Consider the following 20,936-nt stretch of genomic DNA (forward strand, 5'->3'; position numbering starts at 1 on the left):
CTCGAATTGTTTTTGTGTTCCAGCCCTTTTGCACAAGGGCTTTGAGTGCATGCCCCAAGGATACCTCTCGGCTCCTCGGGAATCGCGATTCTTTAGTGGGATAGACGCTCGATGATCAGCGCGATCCCCTGGCCGACGCCAATGCACATGGTGCACAGGGCGTAGCGGCCGTTACGTTCCTCAAGCTCATGCAGGGCGGTGGTCACCAGTCGCGCGCCGCTCATGCCCAACGGGTGGCCAAGGGCGATGGCGCCGCCGTTGGGGTTGACCCGCGGATCGGTGTCGCTCAGGCCAAGCTCGCGCAGCACCGCCAGACCCTGTGCGGCAAACGCTTCGTTGAGCTCGATCACGTCCATGTCGGCCAGGCTCAGGTTGGCCACTTCCAGCACCTTGTGCGTGGCCGGCACCGGGCCGATGCCCATGATCCGTGGTTCGACGCCGGCGGTGGCCATGGCCACGACCCGGCCACGGGCGGTCAGGCCGTGGCGCTTGGCGACTTCCGGGCTCGCCAGTAGCAGCGCGCAGGCACCGTCGTTGACCCCGGAGGCGTTGCCGGCGGTGATGCTGCCTCCTTCACGGAACGGCGTGCCGAGTTTGGCAAGCTGTTCGAGCGTGGTGTCGCCGCGTGGATGTTCGTCGTGCTCGACCACTTTGGCCGGGCCTTTGCGCTGCGGGATTTCCACGGCGACGATTTCTTTCGCCAGGCGCCCGTTGGCCTGGGCGGCCGCTGCACGCTGCTGGCTGCGCAGGGCGAAGGCGTCCTGATCGGCCCGGGAGATGTTGAACTGTTCGGCGACGTTCTCCGCAGTCTCCGGCATGGAGTCGATGCCGTAGGCCTTTTTCATCAGCGGATTGACGAAGCGCCAGCCGATGGTGGTGTCGAAGATCTCGGCCGCACGGGAAAACGCCTGTTCGGCCTTGCCCATCACCAGCGGCGCGCGGGACATCGACTCGACACCGCCGACCAGCATCAACCCGGTTTCGCCGCTGCGAATCGCCCGTGCAGCCGTGCCCACCGCGTCCAGCCCGGAGCCACACAGGCGATTGAGGGTGGTGCCGGGCACGCTGACCGGCAATCCGGCCAGCAGGGCCGACATGCGCGCGACGTTGCGGTTGTCTTCGCCGGCCTGGTTGGCGCAGCCGTAGATCACGTCGTCGACGGTGCTCCAGTCGACTTGCGGGTGGCGGCGCAGCAGTTCGCGCAGCGGCACCGCGCCGAGGTCGTCGGCGCGCACGCTGCTCAGGACCCCGGCGTAGCGGCCTATAGGGGTGCGGACGGCGTCGATGATCAGGGCGTCATTCATTCGGGTTCTCCTGCGTCAGCACCGGGCCGCGCACTTTGTAGGATTTGCCATGGAACAGGGCGATCAACTGGCCCTGCTGGTTTTCGATACGCACGTCGTAGTTGCCGGTGCGTCCGGAACGGCTCTGCTCGATGCAGTCGGCATTGAGCGTGTCACCCAGGCGGGCCGGGGCGATGTAGTCGATGCTGCAACCGATGGCCACGGTGGCTTCGTTGTAGCTGTTGCAGGCAAAGGCGAACGCCGAATCGGCGAGGGCGAACAGGTAGCCGCCGTGGCAGGTGCCGTGGCCCTGGACCATGTCGGCCCGCACCGTCATGCCCACTCGCGCGCAACCGGGGCCGGCCGAGAGCAGGCGCATGCCCATGGCCTGGCTGGCGGCGTCGCGCTGGAACAGCGACTGCGCGCACTCACTGGCCAGGGTCATGGCTTCATGGTTAGTCATGGAATGTTCTCCCTTCGGCGACGCGACGGCGCAGCAGCAGCGACGGCCGGTAGCGTTCTTCGCCATAACTGGTTTGCAGGTTTTCCAGCACGTTCAGAATGTGCGACAGGCCAATGGCATCGGCCCAGGCCAGCGGCCCCTGCGGATAATTGACCCCGGCGCGCATCGCCAGATCGATGTCGGCGGCGGACGCCACACCCTGCAGCAGGGCATCGGCGGCTTCGTTGGCGAGCATCGCCACGGTGCGCAGGACGGCGAGGGCCGGGCTGTCGCTGAGCAGGCTGACCTTGAGGCCGGCCCGTTGCAGCAGGGCCACGCCTTGTTCGAGGGCCTGCGGATCGATGCCGGCCGCATGGCTGATGGCGATGCGTTTGGCATTGGCGTAATCGAACGCCAGATCCAGCAGGATCAGGTTGCGCAGCCCGTCTTCGCGAGCCCGCTGACAGGCCATGCGCCCATCGCTCAAGGCCAGCACGGCATCACCGACTCGCAGCAAGCCCAGACCATCGCGCTGGACGATCTCGACGCCTTGTTCATGCAAGCGTGCGAGCAAACCTTGAGCAATACCGAGGTCGCCCTCCACGGCACAGACCTCGACTTTCGCATCGCTGCTGATTTCAGCCGCTTGCGGACGTTCCGCGCCTTGGGCGTAGCGGTAGAAACCCTGGCCGCTCTTGCGTCCCAGGCGTCCGCCGTCCACCAGTTCTTTCTGGATCAGCGACGGCAGGAAGCGCGTGTCCTGGTAATAAGCGTCGAACACCGAACAGGTCACGGTATAGTTGACGTCGTGGCCGATCAGGTCGGTCAGCTCGAACGCGCCCATGGCAAAGCCGCCGGCTTCGCGCATCAGCGCATCCAGGGTCGGGCAGTCGGCCGCGCCTTCCTGCAGCATCCGCAGGCTTTCGGCATAGAACGGCCGGGCCACGCGGTTGACGATGAAGCCCGGCGTGGAGCGGGTGTGCACCGGTTTTTTGCCCCAGGCCTTGGCGGTGTCGTACAGGCACTCAGCCAGGACGGGATCGCTGGCCAGGCCGGAAACGATTTCCACGAGTGCCATGACCGGCGCCGGGTTGAAGAAGTGCAGGCCGAGCAAGCGTTCTGGATGCTCAAGCTGCGCGGCGATGCTGGTGATCGACAGCGACGAGGTGTTGCTGGCGAGAATGCAGTGCTCGCCGCAGATGCCTTCGAGCTGGCGGAACAGTGCACGCTTGACCTCGAGGTTCTCGACGATGGCTTCGATGATCAGCTCGCAATCGGCCAGGGCTTCGATGGCTTCCACCGCTTGCAGGCGGTCAACGGTTGCGCTGCGCGATTCGGCGGACAGCTTGCCGCTCTCGACCCGTTTACCCAGTTGTCGATCGATGCCTTCGATGGCCTGCGCCGCCGCGCCGGGACGGTTGTCCAGCAGCAACACCGGATGGCCGGCTTGCGCCGCGACCTGGGCGATGCCGGCGCCCATGGCCCCGGCGCCGATCACGGCGATGCGTGCAGAGGTGTTCAATGCGGTCATGACTCAGCGCCCCTTGAAGCTTGGGGTGCGTTTTTCCATGAAGGCGCCGACGCCTTCGCGATAATCCTCGCTGCGCCCGGCCAGGCGTTGCAGGTCGCGCTCCAGTTCCAACTGTTCGTCGAAGCTGTTGCTCAGGCTGGCGTTGAGGCTGCGTTTGATCAGCGCCAGGCCGTAGGTGGGTTGAGTGGCGAGGTGGCGCGCCAGTTTCAGCGCTTCGTCGCGCAGGTCGGCGTCGTCCACGCACTGGTAGATCAAGCCCCATTGTTCGGCCTGTTCGGCGCTCAGGCGATTGCCAAGCAAGGCCAAAGCCTTGGCTCGGGCCATGCCGACCAGGCGCGGCAAGGTCCAGGTGCCACCGGAATCGGGAATCAGGCCGATCTTGCAGAACGCCTGGATGAAACTGGCCGAACGCGCCGCCAGCACCAGGTCGCAGGCCAGCGGAATGTTGGCGCCGGCACCGGCGGCGACGCCGTTGACCGCACAGATCACCGGCAGCGGCAGGTCGCGCAACTGGCGGATCAGCGGGTTGTAGAACTTCTCGATGGACTCGCCAAGATCCGGCACGGCGCTGCCCGGCGCGACATTGCGGTCGCTCAGGTCCTGCCCGGCGCAGAAGCCGCGACCTTCACCGGTCAGCAGTAGAACGCGCACGTCCGGGTTCTGCCGCACTTGCTTGAGTGCTTCTTTCACTTCGCCGTGCATCTGGGTGTTGAAGCTGTTGAGCTGGTCTGGCCGGTTGAGGCTGAGCAGGGCGACGCCGGCGTCGATGGAAAACAGGATGTGTTCGAAGTTCATGGTCTGGGCGTTCTCTTGGCAGTCGTTCGAATTCGTTGGATTACTGGCCGGTGAAGGTCGGCGCGCGTTTGTCCTGGAAGGCCGCAATGCCTTCGTCGCGGTCGCGGGTGCCGGCCAGCACGGTGAAGGCGTGGCGCTCGAAGCGCAGGCCGCTGGCCAGGTCGGTGTCCATGGCCTTGAGCAGCGCTTCCTTGGCCAGGCGTACCGCCAGTGGCGCCTTGGCGGCAATGCCGCGGGCGATGTGCAGGGCGCGGTCGACGGTGAACTCTGGTTGAGTCACTTCGCTGACCAGGCCGGCGCGCTGGGCCTGGCGGGCGTCGATCGGCTCGCCGGTGAGAACCATCTGCATGGCCATGGATTTGCCGACGGCGCGCAGCAGACGCTGGGTGCCACCGGCACCGGGCATGATCCCGAGGTTGATTTCCGGCTGGCCGAAGCGCGCGTCTTCCCCGGCAATGATGATGTCGGCGTGCATCGCCAGTTCGCAGCCACCGCCGAGGGCGAAGCCGTTGACCGCGGCGATCAGCGGTTTGCTGAAGCGGGTGATGGTTTGCCACGAGGCCTGGCGCGGGTCGTCAAGGATGCCGACCAGGTTGCGTTCGGCCATTTCCTTGATGTCGGCACCGGCGGCGAAGGCCTTGCGGCTGCCGGTGAGGACCACGGCGCGGGTGTCGGGGTCGGTTTGCGCGGCGTTCAGTTCAGCGGCCAGTTCGCCCAGCAACTCGGTGGTCAAGGCATTCAGGGCTTGCGGGCGCTGCAGGGTAATCAGGCGGACGCCAGGCTCGATCAATTCGACGGCAAGGGTCAGAGGCATGGCGGATGCTCTCGCGGTGCACGCTCGGCGTGGTGCCGGCTCGTTATTGGATCGGCCGCAGGGGCCGGTTTTGCCCAAGTATAGCTACAACGTGATACGTAAATGCAATATGAAAATAGATTTAATGTGTCTTAATTGTGTGGCTTTCGATTTTTCGTCTTCCTGGTAGAAGGGCGCTTGTAACGGGTTTTTCCTTGAATTCATTGGGTTTTATAGCGTTTTGAAGGGCGCATTGGTTTTCGTCGGAAAGGGGTGTTTCAAGTGATACGGTTTTTAGTCTTTGTGCTGGTAAAAGTGATGTGATACAAAATAGGCCATTATTTGCATCGCTTTGCGAAGGAACCTGCCATGACCTGCTACAGCCTTGATGGCCTGACTCCGGTGGTTGACCCGAGCGCTTACGTGCACCCGTCCGCCGTATTGATCGGCGACGTGATCATCGGCCCGCATTGCTATGTCGGTCCGCTGGCCAGCCTGCGCGGGGACTTCGGGCGGATCGTGCTGGAGGAGGGCGCCAACCTGCAGGACACCTGCGTGATGCACGGCTTCCCCGACAGCGACACGGTGGTGGAGCGCAACGGCCACATCGGCCACGGCGCGGTGCTGCACGGGTGCCGGATCGGCGCCGATGCGCTGGTGGGCATGAATGCAGTGGTGATGGACAACGCCCGGATCGGCCCGCGCTCCTTCGTGTCGGCGGCGGCGTTCGTCAAGGCCGGTTTCGAATGCCCGGAACAGTCGCTGGTCATGGGCGCACCGGCCAGCATCAAGCGCAGCCTCAGCGATCAGGAAGTGGCGTGGAAACAGGCCGGCACCCGGGAGTATCAGCAACTGGCCCAGCGTTGCCTCGAGCAGATGCAGGTGTGCGAACCGCTGAGCGAACCGGAACCGAATCGCCCGCGTATCAGTGACAGTGGGTTGCGGCCAAAAGGCAGCTGATCCCCTGTGTAGGAGCTGCCGAAGGCTGCGATCTTTTGATTTTGTTTTTTTGACAAATCAAGATCAAAAGATCGCAGCCTTCGGCAGCTCCTACAGAGTTTCGGTATATTCCTTTTCTTTTTTTGCACGGAACGCCCATGTCGTCCCTGACTCCCTTGAACCACCTGATTACCCGCTTCCAGGAGCAGACGCCGATCCGCGCCAGTTCCTTGATCATCACGTTGTACGGGGATGCCATCGAACCCCATGGCGGCACCGTGTGGCTGGGCAGCCTGATTCAATTGCTCGAACCCATCGGCATCAACGAACGGCTGATCCGCACTTCGATTTTTCGCCTGACCAAGGAAGGCTGGCTGACCGCCGAGAAAGTCGGTCGCCGCAGTTACTACAGCCTGACGGGCACCGGTCGTCGCCGTTTCGACAAGGCCTTCAAGCGGGTCTACAGCACCACGATGCCGGCCTGGGATGGTTCCTGGTGCCTGGTGATGCTCTCGCAACTGACCCAGGACAAACGCAAACAGGTGCGCGAGGAACTGGAATGGCAAGGCTTCGGCGCGATTTCGCCGGTGGTGCTGGCCTGTCCGCGCAGCGACCGTTCCGACGTCAACGCGACCCTGCTCGACCTCGGCGCCCAGGAGGACACCATCGTCTTCGAAACCACCGCCCAGGACGTACTGGCCTCCAAGGCCCTGCGCCTGCAGGTACGCGAGAGCTGGAACATCGAGGAGTTGGCCGCGCACTATAGCGAGTTCATCCAGTTGTTCCGGCCGCTGTGGCAAGCCCTGCGCGAGCAGGAAAACCTGCAACCGGCCGACTGCTTCCTGGCGCGGGTGCTGTTGATTCACGAGTACCGCAAGCTGCTGCTGCGCGACCCGCAACTGCCGGACGAGTTGCTTCCCGGCGACTGGGAAGGCCGCGCCGCCCGCCAGTTGTGCCGCAACATTTACCGTTTGATCTACGCCAAGGCCGAAGAATGGCTGAACGCTGCACTGGAAACGGCCGACGGCCCGTTGCCGGATGTCGGTGAAAGCTTCTATCGGCGTTTTGGCGGACTGAAGTAGCACGTCACTGTTCAGGGAGTGGTGCGGTTCAGGAGACTCGAAGCATCCGGTGTCGTGTGGATTGACGTAGACAATAAAAATAAGCCTGCGTGAGGCCTGACATGATTTCTACAACAGCACAGCGCCATGAAGGGTTCGACCAGTGGATCCATCAGATCAACCAGATCTGTGGCGCCTTCAACGCACAACCCCTGGGCAGCGAATTTGCCGGGCGCATCCGCGAATACCAGAGCGATGCGCTCAAACTCAGTTTCGTCGACGTGTGCCAGGCGCGGTTGTACCGTACGCCCCAGGAAGTCGCGGCGGGCGAGGGCGGCAAGTATTTCGCGGTGTTCCAGCTCGACGGCACGGCGGGCATGGCCCAAGGCGACGACAAGGTCTTGCTGTCCCCCGGCGACATCACGCTGATCGATGCCTCCCGCCCCAGCGATTTCACCTACGGCGAAAACTCCCGGCAGTTGTCGCTGATCCTGCCGTATCAACTGGTCGAGCAAACCCTGCGCTTCAACCCGGTCAAGTGCGGCCACCGGATTGCCGCGACCTCGCCCATTGCCATGCTCTCGCACCGGCTGATCCTCGACGCCACCCGCCAGCAGCACCTGACCCGCCAGGAAAGCGAAGCGACCCTGGAGGCGATCGTCAGCCTGCTGCGCCCGGCGATCAGCCAGGCCGACGACTGCACCGATGCCCATGAGCGGATCTTCCGCAAGACGCTCACCTGCATCGACGAAAACATTCGCTCCGAAGACCTGTGCCCGGAATGGCTGGCGCGGGAAGTCGGCATGTCCACCCGCGGCCTGTACCGGATGTTTGCCAAGAAGGGGTTGGTGGTGGCGCGCTACATCAAGAACCGCCGCCTGGACCTGTGCGCCGAATCCCTGCGCCAATCGGGCAAGGAGCAGAAGTTGTCGGTGCTGGGGTATTCGTGGGGGTTTTCCGATTCGAGCTACTTCTCCACCGCGTTCAAATCGCGCTTCGGCATTGCGCCGGGGGAGTATCGCAAGCGGTATGCCTGATATCTCAATGGCAATGCATCGCCCATGTGGGAGTGGGCTTGCCCGCGAAGACTGAGTGTCAGTCGATATCAATGCTATCTGACACACCGCTATCGCGGGCAAGCCCGCTCCCACAGGGTTTTGTTTGTAGCCTATTCGCGGCGTTCATCAAAAAGCTCTACGGTTTGAGCATTTGGCTGAACGCCTCCAGCTCACTTCTCTCCAGATCGGAAACCAGCACGAAGCGCATGTGGTTTTCTTGCCAGGACACGACATTGAAACCTCGGATCGTCTGGCTCTGTCGCGGCTTGTCGGCCGCCTGCACGGGCAAGATGAACACATTGATTATGTGCTTGGCCCGGCCATAACTCAGGGCCGCCGTGGTCTGATGCTGCAGATAATCCAGCCGTCCGCCCAGCAGGGGAAAACCTTGTGCGGAGTAATCGAATACCGGCGGCGAGAAGTCGAGTTTGCCGGTGAACCAGGGCTTCACGGTATGGTGGTCGGACGACACCACATCGTTCAAATGCTCGCCCATCAACGAACGCACATGGCTGGAGACCGCCTCGTCCATCAATGGCTGTTCGCTGCCCGGCGTCGCTACATATAACACCACCGCGAAGGCCAGAGCCGCCGCTGAAAAAGCGGGTGCGAACCATTGACGCCAACGCTCGACGAAGCTGGCTGCCGGGGGAACAGGGGGGAACACCCGGGCAGTCAATGATGCCGGCGCTGCGTAATACGGCGCCCGTTGCTTCACACCGGCCTTCAGCAGCTTCGTTTGATCATGCAACCGCGAACACTCGGCGCACTCGGTCAGATGCCCGGCCACGTTCGCAGCCGTCGCCAAATCAAGTTCCTGGTCCATATAGCCATGCATCAGCGTCTGGCAAACCGTGCAGTCGAGTTCATTCATGATCGTGCAACTTCAGTAGTTCGAGCTTGAGCATGGCCCGCGCTCTGGCCAGCCTCGACATGACGGTGCCGATGGGAATGTCGACCACCAGGGCGATGTCCTTGTAGGGCATGTCTTCGAGTTCCTTGAGCACGATCACCTCGCGAAACGCCGGCGGCAGGGCGCACAGGGCTTGCTGGATCAGCGCCGCATTTTCGTTGTGGATGGCCAGCAGTTCCGGGGTCTGGCTGTGGCTGAGTGCCTTGTCGTCTTCGGGGAGTTCATCGCCGATAGCGACCCATTTGTGGCCGGCCGAAGTTTTGAGCCAGGTGTAGCTTTCATTGCGCACGATGGTCAGGAACCAGGCCTTGGCGTTGCCATCGGCGAAGCGGTGCAAAAACCTGAAGGCGCGCAAGGCACTTTCCTGCACGACATCGGATGCGGCGCTGTCGTTGCCGGTGAGCCAGCGCGCGAGGTTGTAAGCGGCGTCCAGGTGGGGTGCAAACAGTTCCTCAAATCGCTTCATAGTGGTTTCCGCACTGTCCCACCTCTATAACCGTGAAGCGGCGCATTTTATTCCCGGAAAAAAACATGTTTTTTCATCTGGAATAAAGTCCTGTCCCGCTCGGTTTACCTCGTGTCAGCTACATCACCCGCTTCACCACTGTAGTACGCCACCGAGGGCATACCGATGGACATTCATGCAAAAAACCAACGACGCACCGACGGCCCGCTCAACCCCGACCGCCGTACGCTGCTCAAGTGCTCGGCATGGGCCGGGGCAGGCGTGATCTGGGCCATGAGCGGCGGCATTCCCCGGGCCTTCGCCCTGGATGAGGCGGGCAATGTTTCCAACCCCAAGGCGCTCGCCAGCACCTTCCACTTCGTGCAGATCAGCGACTCGCACATCGGTTTCAACAAGGAGGCCAACCCGGAACCGCTCAAGACCTTGCAAGTGGCGATCGACAAGGTCATTGCGCTGCCAAAACGACCCTCGCTGATCCTGCACACCGGTGATATCACCCACCTGTCTAAAGCCGACGAGTTCGACACCGCCGCACAATTGCTTAACGGCCTGCCGTCCACCGTGCACTACGTGCCGGGTGAGCACGACACCCTCGACGAGGGCGGCGGCAAGCTTTATCTGGAGCGTTACGGCAAGGGCACCAAAGGCAATGGCTGGTACAGCTTCGATGACCACGGCGTGCACTTCATTGCGCTGGTGAACGTCTTCAACTTCCAGGCGGGCCGTGAAGCGACTCTGGGCGCCGAACAACTGGCCTGGCTGGCCGACGACTTGCGCGCGGTAACCAGCAGCACGCCAATCGTGGTGTTTACCCATATTCCGTTGTGGACGATTTATCAGCCGTGGGGCTGGGGTACCGAGGATGGCGATCAGGCGATCGCCATGCTGCGCAAGTACGGTTCGGTGACGGTGTTGAATGGGCATATCCACCAGGTCATCCAGAAGGTCGAAGGCAATATCACTTTCCATACCGCTCGCGGCACGGCTTATCCACAACCCGCGCCGGGCACTGCGCCGACACCGGGACCGATGACGGTAGCGGCTGATCAGTTGCGCAATTATCTGGGAGTCACCGATGTGCGAGCGACCCAGGGGGAGCACCCGCTGGCGCTGATCGATTCGACACTGGTTTAGGGAGGCGGTGCAATGAAAACGCGATTGTTGGCCGTTGCCTGCCTGATGGTATCGATGCCGGTGTGGGCTCAGGAGGTGAAAATCGACATCAAGGAATTCATGTTCGGCCCCAAGGATCTGAACGTGGCTGTGGGCACAAAAGTGACGTGGGTTAACGACGACGAGATCCCGCACACGGTGGCGGAATCCCACAAGGTGTTTCGCTCCGGGGCGCTGGATACCGGTGACAGCTATTCCTGGGTGTTCGACACGCCGGGGGAGTATGAGTATTTTTGCGCGCTGCATCCGCAGATGCTCGGCAAGATTGTGGTGAGCCAGTAAACATGTCCCCTGTAGGAGCGAGCTTGCTCGCGAAAAACTCGAAGACGCCGCTGGGCATCTGGTTTTACGCGTAATCGTTCACGCTCATCGCGAGCAAGCTCGCTCCTACAGGGGGCACGTATTTTTTATTCCGGGGTGCTGAGGTTCAACGTCGGCGTTTCATCAAAGAAGTTCCACGGCTTCAACAGCACATGCACCCACTCGGTCGGCATGATCGGCCATTCCTCGGCGCGGGCGATGTGGGTGGTGCCGGTGGTCAGCCAGACCACGTCGTCGGTGTTCTCGATGGAGTGGTTATCCTGGGTGAACTGCCCCAGGCCCGAGTCCTTGTCCGAGCGGTTCGGGTACTTGCCTTCCGGGTATTTTTCCTCGGGGTTGTATTGGGTCACCCACAGTTGCTTGTCCATGAAGCTCAGGCGGTGGTAGAGCCATTCGTCCTTGCCGAAGTTGGCGCCCTTGGCCACCGGGTGGGTGCCGCCGGCGTATGGAATCAGTTGATAGGAAACCGGGTTGCCGACCTTGTTCTCCTTGCTGAAGTTGGTCAGCAGGCGCACGGTCGACGGGTCGAATTTCTGCGCCGCTTGCTGCTCGGTACCGACCACTTTGGTTTCGGTCTGCATGGTGCTGGTGCGCGGGCCGCCACGGTCGTTGGGCAGCACCACCGGGTTCACTTCCACCAGTGAGTTCTGCTCGCCGTCCACGTCCATGTCGAGGCGGAAGTTGTAGATGTGCTGGTGCGTAGTGCCGACGATGTTGTGATCGAGCAGGGTGCCGTAGCGCGTGTCTTCCCTGGCGGTGTCTTCGTGCATGGTTTTGGACTTCACGCCCTTGACCGCTTCGATGCCGGTGGCGCCGGCGTCGATGCCGATGGTGCCGTTCTGCTGGAAGACCCAGTCGAAGATGTAGTCGTAGTTGCCGACGGTGCTGATCCAGCGCACCACCAGTTCACGACGCTCGGTGCTGAGGTTGGGCTGGCCCATTTCCTGGTGTTTGTATTCAGGCCCGGCGTAGCGCTCGAATACCGCCATGGCGCGGGGGATCGCGGTCGGTGCGCCGGTGTAGTCGGCGATGGTGGCGTCCAGCAGCACGGCGTTTTGCGGGGCGTCCTTGCCGCGGGCGATCGGCGAGGTCAGGGTGCCCATGCCGTAGTCGCCGGAGTCGAGGTAGGCCTTGAAGTACCAGCCGACATCCGGGTCGCCGTAAGGCACGATCATGCCGCCCAGCGAGCCTTCGTACATGATTTTGCGTTTCGTGCCCTTGTCGTCGTAGGTGACGGTGGACAGGATCGGCCCGACCCGCGAATCGAGGCGAACGTGGAAGTCCCAGTTCTGCCAGTGAATGCTGTTGCCGCTGATGGTGTAGTTCTTGCCCTCGGGCTCGATGATTTCCAGCGGTTTGACTGCGACGCCCTGGCGTCCGCGTCCGTCATACGGCGTCGGTTTCATCGGCACCGGGATCAGCGCGTCGTCTTCGATCTTGATCAGTTTCTTCTGTTCCAGATCGACAATCGCCACCAGGCCCTCGATCGGGTGCGCCCAGTAGTTGCCGTCACCGGTGTTGAGGTAGCTGACGATTTTCAGCAGGCGCTTGTCCTGCGCCAGGCCGTCCTTGCCGTCGAAGTAACCGACGGTCAGTGGCGTGGCCACGACCTTCTTCACGTCGTTGATACCGCGCTTGGCCAGGGCCTGGGCGTATTCCGGGCTGGTCTCGACGGCCGATTGCACCGTTGCGAAGTCGTCCAGCAAGACCATGCCGTGGGCACCTTCGATCGGCTTCCAGGACTTGAGTGTCTTGGTGTCGAGATCCACCAGCGCTTCGATCACGTGTTTGCCGTCGAGCACCACGATCGAGGCCTCGCGCGGCTGGGCGACGTTTTGCCCGGTGAGGGCGAAGTTCCACACCTGATCCTTGGGCGGCGCCTTGACCGAGACTTCGGTGAAACGGAAACCGGGCTTGTAGTTGTCCGATTTCTTGACGATGTCCACGGCTGTGGTGATTTCGGCGGCGCTCAGGGGGTTGAGCGGGTTGGGGCGGGTCTCGACGACGAAGGTCTTGTCCAGCCCGGACTGGAACACCTGGTTGATGAAGTCGGTGGACATGAACGCCTTATGGTCCTTGAACACCACCGGCACCGTCAGCTCGATGCGCTTGCCGTTGAGCATCGCCACTTTGCTGTCGGGCTTGACCTTGAGATAGACCCCGTCCTTGGCAATGGTGAACAGGTTGGCGTAATCGTCCCATTTCACCGTGGCACCAAAGGCCTCCAGACCCTCTTGCAGCGGCACCATGTCGGCATGACCGCCGTGGGCCTGGGCATTGTCCGCCCAGTAAGGCAGGCCGAGCGTGCCCAGCGTGATAGCCAGGGCGAGGCGGGCCAGCGGTTTTCTGTTTCGCAATGCAAGGGAGGTGAACATTCTGGGTTCCTTCGGAAAAGCCGATAACAGCCATGCCCGCACTTTGCTACAGCCGGTGAATGGATGCATTGGGAATCCTGCCAAAAACCTTTGGATCTGTGCCTGATTGAGCGTAGTAGGGCGGATACTGACCGCTTTGCTATCGGTTGTCGTACAACAATGAATGGTCGATGATCCCTTTCAAAACTGACAAGAGAGTGAGCGGTGCGTCGCGCTACCTGCGTCCAAGAGCCCGTTTAACGGGGTTATTCGATTATATATCGCATTTTCAGGACGGTCAGGCCGTTCAGGTCTAAGGAGTTTCTTGTTGACAGTGGCCCATGGGACTGGCTATAAATCGCTTAAGTCATACGACGACATATGACATGCACGTCCAAATCAAAAATAAAAAGAGTGTCGACCTCAACATGAATCCAATCGCCTCCCTCTCGCCCCTGAAGCTCCCGTGTTCAGCCATCGGCTTCCATGTGCACACACCCTTGCGCCCGTTACCCGTGACAACCCGTCACTGACTCGCGTGAGAAACGCAGGCTGAGCAATCAGTCCCTGCTTCCCAGTGGGTTGTCTGATGAGTTGTCCGAAACCAGTTGGCCCGATCCCTCGGCGGAATATGGCCCGTTTCGTCGTGGACCGATGCATTGAAGTGAAGCCCGGTGGCCCAATTGATCTCGTTTTACACCGAGAGATCATCACCCAAAATCTACAATAAAGTGATGCCATGAACTTGAACGAGCCCATTACTGCGCAACGCGTCAGCCAGTCTGTCGGTAAATACCGATGGACCATTTGTGCATTGTTGTTTTTTGCAACCACCGTCAATTACCTCGACCGCCAGGTGCTCAGCCTGCTGGCGCCGGATCTGTCGAGGCAGTTTGGCTGGAGCAACACCGATTACGCCAACATTGCCGCCGTCTTCCAGTTCACCTACGCGATTTCCATGCTGTTCGCGGGCCGTGTAGTGGACAAGATCGGCACCAAGGCCGCTTTTGTGGTGGCGATTTGCATTTGGTCGACCGGCGCCGTCATGCACGCCTTTGCAGAACCCATGGGCGAGGGTATTGCCGCCATCTGTAGCGCGCTGGGTATTGCGGTCATCCCGGTCTCGATCGCCGGCTTCATGCTGTCGCGCGCCGTGCTGGCGGTGGGTGAATCGGCCAACTTCCCGACCGCAATCAAGGTCACCGCTGAGTATTTCCCGAAGAAGGAACGCTCCTTCGCCACCGGCATCTTCAACTCCGGGGCCAACGTCGGCGCGATCCTGGCACCCATTTCGGTGCCGCTGATCGCTGGCCTGTGGGGCTGGCAGACTGCGTTCATCGTGATCGGCATGCTGGGCTTTATCTGGATGGGCGTATGGCTGGTGTTGTACGAGAAGCCGGAGCAGCAGAAGCGTCTGTCGGCGCAGGAGCTGGCGCATATCCGCAGTGATTCCCCCGCCAGCGCCGCTGTGCAGACGGGCGTCGACAAAAAGGTTTCGTGGTTCCAATTGCTGAAATACCGTCAGACCTGGGCGTTCGCCTTCGGCAAGTTCATGACCGACGGTGTGTGGTGGTTCTTTCTGTTCTGGCTGCCGACCTACCTGTCGGAGCAGTACGGCCTGAAAGGCGCAGCCATCGTGGTGCCACTGGCGGTGCTGTACAGCATGACCATGGTCGGCAGTATCGGCGGCGGCTGGTTCCCCAGCTATTTCATGGCACGTGGCGACAAGCCGTATGACGGCCGCATGAAAGCCATGCTGGTGATTGCCGTTTTCCCGCTGGTCGTGCTGCTGGCGCAGCCATTGGGGCACATCAGCGTCTGGGTGCCGGTATTGCTGATTGGTGTGGGCGCGTCGGCGCATCAGGCCTGGTCGGCCAACATCTTCACCACGGTGTCCGACATGTTCCCGCAAAAGACCGTTGCGTCCGTGGTCGGCATTGGCGGTATGGCGGGTGGGTTGGGCGGCGTCCTGCTGACCAAGATCGGTGGCTGGGTGTTCGACTACTACAAATCGGTGGGTGAAATCCGTACCGGCTACATGATCATGTTCGCCGTCTGCGCGCTGGCCTATCTGGTGGCGTGGAGTGTGATGAAGATGCTGGTGCCTCGCCACAAGGAAATTACCGACCTCTGAGTGACGGCTTCGAGGGTACCTGCAAGACGGACTAACCCGTCGGATTGAACAAGGCCGCTGAGCAATCAGCGGCCTTTTTTCGTTACCTGTAGGAGCTGCCGAAGGCTGCGATCTTTTGACTTTGATTTTGGAAAGAAAGATCAAAAGATCGCAGTCTTCGGCAGCTCCTACAGGGGGCGTGTTTGAGGTGGGTGGCGATTGCTTTGGTTTAATAAGAAGCATTACTATTCACGCCCCGTTTCCACAGCACAGCGCAATGACCCTCAAGCTGCCCCGCAGACACGGCTTTTTCGAGCATTACGAAGAGTTGGTTGGTACCTGGACCCGTCGCCTGAGGAATCGTCAGCAGGCCGAGGACCTGGCCCACGATACCTTCGTGCGGGTGCTTGAGTCCGATTCGGCGCGGGTGGAACAGCCCCGGGCGTATTTGCACCAGACCGCGCGCAACATTGCCGTGGATGGTTATCGGCGTGAGGACCGGCGGGGCGCCATGGAGTCAGAGGCGATCGATCTCAGTGAGTCGCCGACCGGCGACCCGGAGCATTTCATGCACGCGATCCAGCTGGCCGATTCCATCGAACGGGCGCTTACCGAGTTGCCGGTCAACTGCCGCAAGGTGTTTGTCTGGCAGAAAATCGAGGGCCTGACCCAGGCCGAAATCGCCGAACGCCTGGGGCTGTCCAAGAACATGGTGGAAAAGTATATGATCCGCACGCTTCGGCACCTGCGCGATCGCCTGGACGGGTTGCAGTCATGATGCGCTGCGGCCATGAACCTACCCGTAGGAGCTGCCGAAGGCTGCGATCTTTTGGCGGCCTTGGCGTTGCCGAAGATCAAAAGATCGCAGCCTTCGGCAGCTCCTACACAAAGCCGATACGGTGTGATGATTTTTCCCCGGCCCAACAGGAACTTCCATGATGGATACTCGTGATTGTGCGTGCGGGCAAACAAGGGTTCGCGATGACGCGGCGCTATGGTTTGTACGTTTGCAGGAACCTGTCGTCGATGTCGAAGTGCGTCGCCGGTTCCAGGCCTGGCTGGACCAACACCCCCAACACCGAAACGAATTCGACGTGCTCCAGAGTTTGTGGAGCGCCGCCGATTTGCTACCGGCGGCGCGTTTGCGTGCCTTGTGTGAAACTCCGCCAGCCCTGAAAAAACCTCGCCCGGTGCTGCGTTACGCGGTAGCCGCCAGCGTGCTCGCGGTGGCGCTTGGCCTGGGTCTGTTCAGCAGCCTGGATCATCCGGCGCCTTACACCGCCGAGTTTTCAACGGCCCTGAATGAGCGGCGCCATGTGGCGTTGCCGGACGGTTCGGCGGTGGATCTGGACAGCCGCAGCCGGATTCAGGTGCGTTTTGAAAAGGGTCAACGCCACGTTGAGCTGAGCGAAGGTGAAGCGATGTTCAGCGTCGCGCACGACACCCGCCGACCCTTTGTGGTCGAGTCGGGCAGCGGCAAGGTCACGGTCACCGGCACCCGGTTCGACGTACGCCGTGGCGCCAGCGAGACCCGGGTGGTGGTGGAGCAGGGCACGGTCAAGGTCCAGGGGCGCGAGGCTGCCGATCACGATTTCATCCATCTGACAGCAGGCCTGGGCACCCACGTCGATGCCCAGGGCAAGGTCGCGGTCGCCTACGCCGTCAACCCGACGGAAATGACCGCCTGGCGCAGTGGCAAACTGGTGTTCAACAATGCCAGCCTGGCCGACGTCGCCGAGCAGGTCTCACGTTATCGGGAGAAACCGCTCAAGGTCGCCAGCGCAGCGGTCGGCGATCTGCGCCTGACCAGCGTGTTCAAGTCCGACAACACCGATGCACTGCTCAAGGCCTTGCCGAGCATTCTGCCGGTGGCCGTGCGCACCCTTGGCGATGGCAGCCAGGAAATAATTTCAAAATAAAATTCAGGTTTTTTTCGAGTTCATCGTCTTCCTGTTCAACTGCAACTGGTTTGCATTAACAAGCGCACACTTTTGCGATCCACAGGATTACGTTCGACGTGAAAAACTCCACCGCTAAAAACAACAAATTCCCCTGGTTGCCGCTGGCGCTCGCCATCGCGGTCAACGTTGCGCTGCCCCAGGCCTTTGCCGCCGACGGCATCCGCATCCCGGCGCAACCCTTGGGACAAGCCTTGAGCCAGTTGGGCCAGCAAACCTCGCTTCAGGTGTTCTTCAGCCCTGAGCTGGTCGCCGGCAAACAGGCTGCGGCGGTGGACGGCAATATGTCCCCGGAAGACGCACTGCGCCAGTTGCTGCAGGGCAGCGGCCTGCAATACCAGATCGATGAAGGATCGGTGACTCTGATGCCGGCGCCGACTTCGGCGGCCAACGGCCCGCTGGAGCTGGGTGTGACCGACATCAAGGTGGTGGGCGACTGGCTCGATGACGCCGATGCCGCCTTGGTGCAGAACCACCCTGGCGCACGAACGGTGGTCCGCCGCGAAGCCATGGTCGAGCAGGGCGCGATGAACGTCGGCGAGGTGTTGAAACGGGTTCCCGGCGTGCAAGTGCAGGACGCCAACGGCACCGGTGGCAGCGACATTTCCCTCAACGTCGGCGTGCGTGGCCTGACTTCGCGCCTGTCGCCTCGCTCCACCGTGCTGATCGACGGCATCCCGGCGGCGTTCGCGCCCTACGGTCAGCCACAACTGTCCATGGCACCGATTTCCTCCGGCAACCTCGACAGCATCGACGTGGTACGCGGTGCCGGCTCCGTGCGCTACGGACCGCAAAACGTCGGCGGTGTGATCAACTTCGTGACCCGCGCGATCCCGGAACAGGCCTCCGCGGAAATCGGCACCACCCTGGAAACGTCGCAGCACGGTGGCTGGAAACACATCGACACGGCGTTCATGGGCGGCACCGCCGACAACGGCATGGGCGTGGCGCTGTTGTACTCCGGCGTGAACGGCAACGGTTACCGTGAAAGCAACAACGGCAACGACATCGACGACGTGATCCTCAAGACCCATTGGGCGCCGACCGATGTCGACGATTTCAGCCTCAACTTCCACTACTACGACGCCAAGGCCGACATGCCCGGTGGCCTGACCCAGGCGCAGTACGACGCCGACCCGTTCCAGTCGGTGCGCGACTACGACAGCTTCAGCGGCCGTCGCAAGGATGTGTCGTTCAAGTGGGCGCGGCAGATCGACGATCGCACCCAGGCCGAAGTGCTGACCTACTACACCGACAGTTTTCGTGGCAGCACCATCGCCTCGCGTGACCTGAAGACACTCAATTCCTATCCGCGCAGCTACTACACCTTCGGTATCGAACCACGGGTGTCCCATGTGTTTGATGTGGGCCCGACCACCCAGGAAGTCAGCGTTGGTTATCGCTACCTGAAGGAAGCCATGCACGAAGAGGCCAGCCGTGTGGCGCTGGTCAACAATGAGCCCGTCGTGCGTCCGGGGGCGGACGGCCATGTCTATCAGGACCGCACCGGTGGAACCGAGGCCAATTCGGTCTACGTCGACAACAAGATCGACGTGGGCAACTGGACCGTCACCCCGGGTATTCGCTTCGAACACATCAACACCGATTGGCATGACCGCCCGGTACTCGATACGGCCGGTAAACCGGTGCCGGAGAAAAAACGCAGCATCGAAAGCAACGAGCCGCTGCCGGCCCTGAGCGTGATGTACCACATGTCCGAGGCCTGGAAGCTGTTCGCCAACTACGAAACCTCGTTCGGCGCGCTGCAGTATTTCCAGCTGGGGCAGGGCGGTATCGCTAATGAGCCTGCCAACGGCCTGCAGCCGGAAAAGGCCAAGACCTACGAAATCGGTACGCGCTACAACGATGACGTGTGGGGCGGCGAGGTGACGCTGTTCTACATCGACTTCGACGACGAACTGCAATACATCAGCAACGATGTGGGCTGGACCAACCTCGGCGCGACCAAGCACCAGGGCATCGAAACCTCGGTGCACTACGATATGGCGGCGCTGGACCCACGCCTCGACGGCCTGAGCGCCAATGCCGGTTTCACCTACACCCGCGCCACTTATGAAGGTGAAATCCCGGGCTTCAAGGGCCGTGACCTGCCGTTCTACTCCCGTCAGGTGGCCACCGCCGGCCTGCGTTACGACATCAACCGCTGGACCTGGAACCTCGATGCGTTCGCCCAGTCGAAACAGCGCTCGCCGGGCACCGGGGTGAACGCCGACGGCAGTTTCAACGGCAACTACATTACCGAAGGCTCCGCCGACGGTCAGTTCGGTGATATTCCGGGTTACGTGACCTGGAACGTGCGTAGCGGCTATGACTTTGGCCCGCAGGTGTCGAACCTGAAACTGGGTGCCGGGGTGAAAAACATCTTCGACAAGCAGTATTTCACCCGCTCCAGCGACAACAACTCGGGCATGTACGTCGGCGCGCCGCGTACGTTCTTTGTGCAGGCCAGTGTCGGATTTTAACGCCTGAAGTGCAAAAGATCGCAGCCTGCGGCAGCTCCTACAGGGGGATACGATTCATGTAGGAGCTGCCGCAGGCTGCGATCTTTTCGCTGTTCAAACCCTCAACACCCTCCCGCCAATGGCCACCGCCACCAGCAGCACCGCCATCAACCCGAAGGCAAAACTCAAGCTGGCGCCATGGGCGACAAAGCCGATCAGCGCAGGCCCTGCGAGAATGCCCGCATAACCCAGGGTGGTAATGGCCGGCACGGCGATGCTCTCGGGCATGACCGTCTGCTTGCCTACAGCGGTGTACAGCACCGGCACGATGTTCGAGCAACCGGCGCCCAGCAGCGCGTAACCCACCAGCGCCGCCTCCCAACTCGAGGCGAACGTCGCCAGAAACAAGCCCGCGGCAGCCGTCAGCCCGCCGAACACAATCACCCGTGTCGCGCCCAACCGCCGTACGATTTTGTCGCCGGTCAAACGCCCGGCCGTCATGGTCAAGGCAAACGCCGCATAGCCGAGGCCCGCGTACGCCGTGTCGATGCCACGTTCCTGTGCCAGGAAGACCGCGCTCCAGTCCAGTGCTGCGCCTTCGGCGAGGAACACAATGAAGCACATGCCACCGATAAACAGGACGATGCCATGGGGCACCGCGAACGCCGGCCCTGAACTTTCACTGCCGTAGGGCAACAGGTGCGGCACGGCCCTGGCCAAGGCGATCAGCAGCATCACGATCACCACCAGCGTGGCTCCCAGTGGTGAAATCCCCAGGCCCAGCAAGCCGCTGACGCCTGCCGCACCGACGATCCCGCCCAGGCTGAACAGGCCATGGAAACCCGACATCATGTTTTTGCCGCTGGCGCGCTCGACGATCACCGCTTGCAGGTTGACCGTCGAATCCACCGTGCCGAGGCCCGCGCCGAACATGAACAGCGCCGCGATCAAGGCCGGAATCGATGACACCGTGGCCAGCAGCGGCAGGGCGGCACAGATCAGCAAGGTCCCACCGGTCGTCACCCGCCGACAGCCGAAACGCGTGGCCAGAATCCCGGCCACCGGCATCGCCAGGATCGAACCTACCCCCAGACACAGCAGCAACAGACCCAGGGCGCCTTCATCCAGCCCGGCCCGGGCCTTGGCATAGGGCACCAGCGGCGCCCACGCGGCGATGCCGAAGCCGGCGATGAAAAAGGCGATGCGCGTGGACATCTGTTCCAGGCGGCCGGGAACGAAGGTGGTCTGGCTGTTGAGGCTGGTCATATCAATCC

At 61.7% G+C, this 20,936-nt stretch carries 18 protein-coding genes; 9 read left to right on the plus strand and 9 right to left on the minus strand.

The genetic code is table 11. The features are described from left to right. Window positions 1-92 precede the first annotated feature (92 nt). Genes pcaF through paaF form a run of 5 tightly spaced genes read right to left on the minus strand, consistent with a single transcriptional unit; the run spans window position 93 to window position 4,865 of the window. Complete coding sequence (pcaF, locus tag C9422_RS17475) at window positions 93-1,304, minus strand: 3-oxoadipyl-CoA thiolase (protein ID WP_116581529.1); 1,212 nt, start codon at window positions 1,302-1,304, stop codon at window positions 93-95. Then, entirely contained in the window at window positions 1,297-1,746 is a 450-nt protein-coding gene (gene paaI, locus C9422_RS17480; RefSeq protein ID WP_102702677.1) for a hydroxyphenylacetyl-CoA thioesterase PaaI, read from the minus strand. The genes pcaF and paaI overlap by 8 nt, the downstream gene beginning before the upstream one ends. Further along, entirely contained in the window at window positions 1,739-3,256 is a 1,518-nt protein-coding gene (paaH, locus tag C9422_RS17485; protein ID WP_116581530.1) for a 3-hydroxyacyl-CoA dehydrogenase PaaH, read from the minus strand. Before paaH ends, paaI begins: the two co-directional genes overlap by 8 nt. 3 nt (window positions 3,257-3,259) lie before the next feature. Next, window positions 3,260-4,051: a 2-(1,2-epoxy-1,2-dihydrophenyl)acetyl-CoA isomerase PaaG gene (gene paaG / locus C9422_RS17490; RefSeq protein WP_007972022.1), complete on the minus strand. Its 792-nt coding sequence runs from the start codon at window positions 4,049-4,051 to the stop codon at window positions 3,260-3,262. Between the two features lie 40 nt (window positions 4,052-4,091). Beyond that, the gene (gene paaF, locus C9422_RS17495; RefSeq protein WP_116581531.1) at window positions 4,092-4,865 is read right to left on the minus strand and encodes a 2,3-dehydroadipyl-CoA hydratase PaaF; all 774 of its coding nucleotides are present in this window, start codon (window positions 4,863-4,865) and stop codon (window positions 4,092-4,094) included. Window positions 4,866-5,213: 348 nt separating this feature from the next. Between paaF and paaY the strand changes: the two genes are divergently transcribed. The 3 genes from paaY (at window position 5,214) to feaR (ending at window position 7,881) form a co-directional block, all read left to right on the plus strand. Next, a complete protein-coding gene (gene paaY, locus C9422_RS17500) occupies window positions 5,214-5,804 on the plus strand; it encodes a phenylacetic acid degradation protein PaaY (RefSeq protein WP_116581532.1) in 591 nt (196 codons plus the stop codon). A gap of 137 nt (window positions 5,805-5,941) precedes the next feature. After that, a complete protein-coding gene (gene paaX, locus C9422_RS17510; RefSeq protein ID WP_007972019.1) occupies window positions 5,942-6,865 on the plus strand; it encodes a phenylacetic acid degradation operon negative regulatory protein PaaX in 924 nt (307 codons plus the stop codon). A 101-nt stretch (window positions 6,866-6,966) separates the two neighbouring features. Then, window positions 6,967-7,881, plus strand: coding sequence for a transcriptional regulator FeaR (gene feaR / locus C9422_RS17515; protein WP_116581534.1), 915 nt, complete (start codon window positions 6,967-6,969; stop codon window positions 7,879-7,881). A 157-nt stretch (window positions 7,882-8,038) separates the two neighbouring features. On the opposite strand, the gene C9422_RS17525 is transcribed toward feaR, so the two are convergent. Both C9422_RS17525 and C9422_RS17530 read right to left on the minus strand, forming a co-directional pair. Continuing rightward, window positions 8,039-8,776, minus strand: a complete 738-nt coding sequence (locus tag C9422_RS17525) for an anti-sigma factor (RefSeq protein WP_116581535.1) — start codon at window positions 8,774-8,776, stop codon at window positions 8,039-8,041. After that, a complete protein-coding gene (locus C9422_RS17530) occupies window positions 8,769-9,281 on the minus strand; it encodes a sigma-70 family RNA polymerase sigma factor (protein WP_116581536.1) in 513 nt (170 codons plus the stop codon). Before C9422_RS17530 ends, C9422_RS17525 begins: the two co-directional genes overlap by 8 nt. 165 nt (window positions 9,282-9,446) lie before the next feature. Between C9422_RS17530 and C9422_RS17535 the strand changes: the two genes are divergently transcribed. Together C9422_RS17535 and C9422_RS17540 are read left to right on the plus strand one after the other, a co-directional pair. Beyond that, window positions 9,447-10,415, plus strand: coding sequence for a metallophosphoesterase (locus C9422_RS17535; RefSeq protein WP_116581537.1), 969 nt, complete (start codon window positions 9,447-9,449; stop codon window positions 10,413-10,415). A 12-nt stretch (window positions 10,416-10,427) separates the two neighbouring features. After that, window positions 10,428-10,736 (plus strand): cupredoxin family copper-binding protein, encoded by a 309-nt coding sequence (locus C9422_RS17540; RefSeq protein WP_116581538.1) that lies wholly within the window; start codon window positions 10,428-10,430, stop codon window positions 10,734-10,736. 125 nt (window positions 10,737-10,861) lie between these two features. On the opposite strand, the gene tynA is transcribed toward C9422_RS17540, so the two are convergent. Further along, window positions 10,862-13,150 carry a primary-amine oxidase gene (gene tynA / locus C9422_RS17545; protein WP_116581539.1) on the minus strand — a complete coding sequence of 763 codons (2,289 nt, stop codon included), beginning with the start codon at window positions 13,148-13,150 and terminating at the stop codon, window positions 10,862-10,864. A gap of 718 nt (window positions 13,151-13,868) precedes the next feature. On the opposite strand from tynA, the gene C9422_RS17550 reads away from it, so the two are divergent. The 4 genes from C9422_RS17550 (at window position 13,869) to C9422_RS17575 (ending at window position 19,683) form a co-directional block, all read left to right on the plus strand. Beyond that, the gene (locus tag C9422_RS17550; RefSeq protein WP_116581540.1) at window positions 13,869-15,263 is read left to right on the plus strand and encodes an MFS transporter; all 1,395 of its coding nucleotides are present in this window, start codon (window positions 13,869-13,871) and stop codon (window positions 15,261-15,263) included. Window positions 15,264-15,519: 256 nt separating this feature from the next. Next, window positions 15,520-16,020 (plus strand): sigma-70 family RNA polymerase sigma factor, encoded by a 501-nt coding sequence (locus C9422_RS17560; RefSeq protein ID WP_008021652.1) that lies wholly within the window; start codon window positions 15,520-15,522, stop codon window positions 16,018-16,020. A 157-nt stretch (window positions 16,021-16,177) separates the two neighbouring features. Further along, entirely contained in the window at window positions 16,178-17,161 is a 984-nt protein-coding gene (locus C9422_RS17570; RefSeq protein ID WP_116581541.1) for a FecR family protein, read from the plus strand. Between the two features lie 98 nt (window positions 17,162-17,259). Further along, window positions 17,260-19,683, plus strand: coding sequence for a TonB-dependent receptor (locus tag C9422_RS17575; protein ID WP_116581542.1), 2,424 nt, complete (start codon window positions 17,260-17,262; stop codon window positions 19,681-19,683). Window positions 19,684-19,776: 93 nt separating this feature from the next. On the opposite strand, the gene C9422_RS17580 is transcribed toward C9422_RS17575, so the two are convergent. Beyond that, window positions 19,777-20,928 carry an MFS transporter gene (locus C9422_RS17580; RefSeq protein ID WP_116581543.1) on the minus strand — a complete coding sequence of 384 codons (1,152 nt, stop codon included), beginning with the start codon at window positions 20,926-20,928 and terminating at the stop codon, window positions 19,777-19,779. Window positions 20,929-20,936 lie beyond the last annotated feature (8 nt).

Origin of the sequence: Pseudomonas sp. B1(2018) (assembly GCF_003097365.1) — a bacterium.
Lineage (GTDB): Bacteria > Pseudomonadota > Gammaproteobacteria > Pseudomonadales > Pseudomonadaceae > Aquipseudomonas > Aquipseudomonas laurylsulfatiphila.

What these genes read in the sequence shown, in the direction of transcription:
- C9422_RS17560 (WP_008021652.1), top strand. Translation starts at nt 15,520, where the DNA reads ATGACCCTCAAGCTGCCCCGCAGACACGGCTTTTTCGAGCATTACGAA.
- pcaF (WP_116581529.1), bottom strand. Translation starts at nt 1,304, where the DNA reads ATGAATGACGCCCTGATCATCGACGCCGTCCGCACCCCTATAGGCCGC.
- C9422_RS17535 (WP_116581537.1), top strand. Translation starts at nt 9,447, where the DNA reads ATGGACATTCATGCAAAAAACCAACGACGCACCGACGGCCCGCTCAAC.
- C9422_RS17525 (WP_116581535.1), bottom strand. Translation starts at nt 8,776, where the DNA reads ATGAATGAACTCGACTGCACGGTTTGCCAGACGCTGATGCATGGCTAT.
- paaY (WP_116581532.1), top strand. Translation starts at nt 5,214, where the DNA reads ATGACCTGCTACAGCCTTGATGGCCTGACTCCGGTGGTTGACCCGAGC.
- C9422_RS17580 (WP_116581543.1), bottom strand. Translation starts at nt 20,928, where the DNA reads ATGACCAGCCTCAACAGCCAGACCACCTTCGTTCCCGGCCGCCTGGAA.
- paaX (WP_007972019.1), top strand. Translation starts at nt 5,942, where the DNA reads ATGTCGTCCCTGACTCCCTTGAACCACCTGATTACCCGCTTCCAGGAG.
- paaI (WP_102702677.1), bottom strand. Translation starts at nt 1,746, where the DNA reads ATGACTAACCATGAAGCCATGACCCTGGCCAGTGAGTGCGCGCAGTCG.
- feaR (WP_116581534.1), top strand. Translation starts at nt 6,967, where the DNA reads ATGATTTCTACAACAGCACAGCGCCATGAAGGGTTCGACCAGTGGATC.
- tynA (WP_116581539.1), bottom strand. Translation starts at nt 13,150, where the DNA reads ATGTTCACCTCCCTTGCATTGCGAAACAGAAAACCGCTGGCCCGCCTC.
- paaG (WP_007972022.1), bottom strand. Translation starts at nt 4,051, where the DNA reads ATGAACTTCGAACACATCCTGTTTTCCATCGACGCCGGCGTCGCCCTG.
- C9422_RS17530 (WP_116581536.1), bottom strand. Translation starts at nt 9,281, where the DNA reads ATGAAGCGATTTGAGGAACTGTTTGCACCCCACCTGGACGCCGCTTAC.
- C9422_RS17570 (WP_116581541.1), top strand. Translation starts at nt 16,178, where the DNA reads ATGATGGATACTCGTGATTGTGCGTGCGGGCAAACAAGGGTTCGCGAT.
- C9422_RS17540 (WP_116581538.1), top strand. Translation starts at nt 10,428, where the DNA reads ATGAAAACGCGATTGTTGGCCGTTGCCTGCCTGATGGTATCGATGCCG.
- paaF (WP_116581531.1), bottom strand. Translation starts at nt 4,865, where the DNA reads ATGCCTCTGACCCTTGCCGTCGAATTGATCGAGCCTGGCGTCCGCCTG.
- C9422_RS17550 (WP_116581540.1), top strand. Translation starts at nt 13,869, where the DNA reads ATGAACTTGAACGAGCCCATTACTGCGCAACGCGTCAGCCAGTCTGTC.
- paaH (WP_116581530.1), bottom strand. Translation starts at nt 3,256, where the DNA reads ATGACCGCATTGAACACCTCTGCACGCATCGCCGTGATCGGCGCCGGG.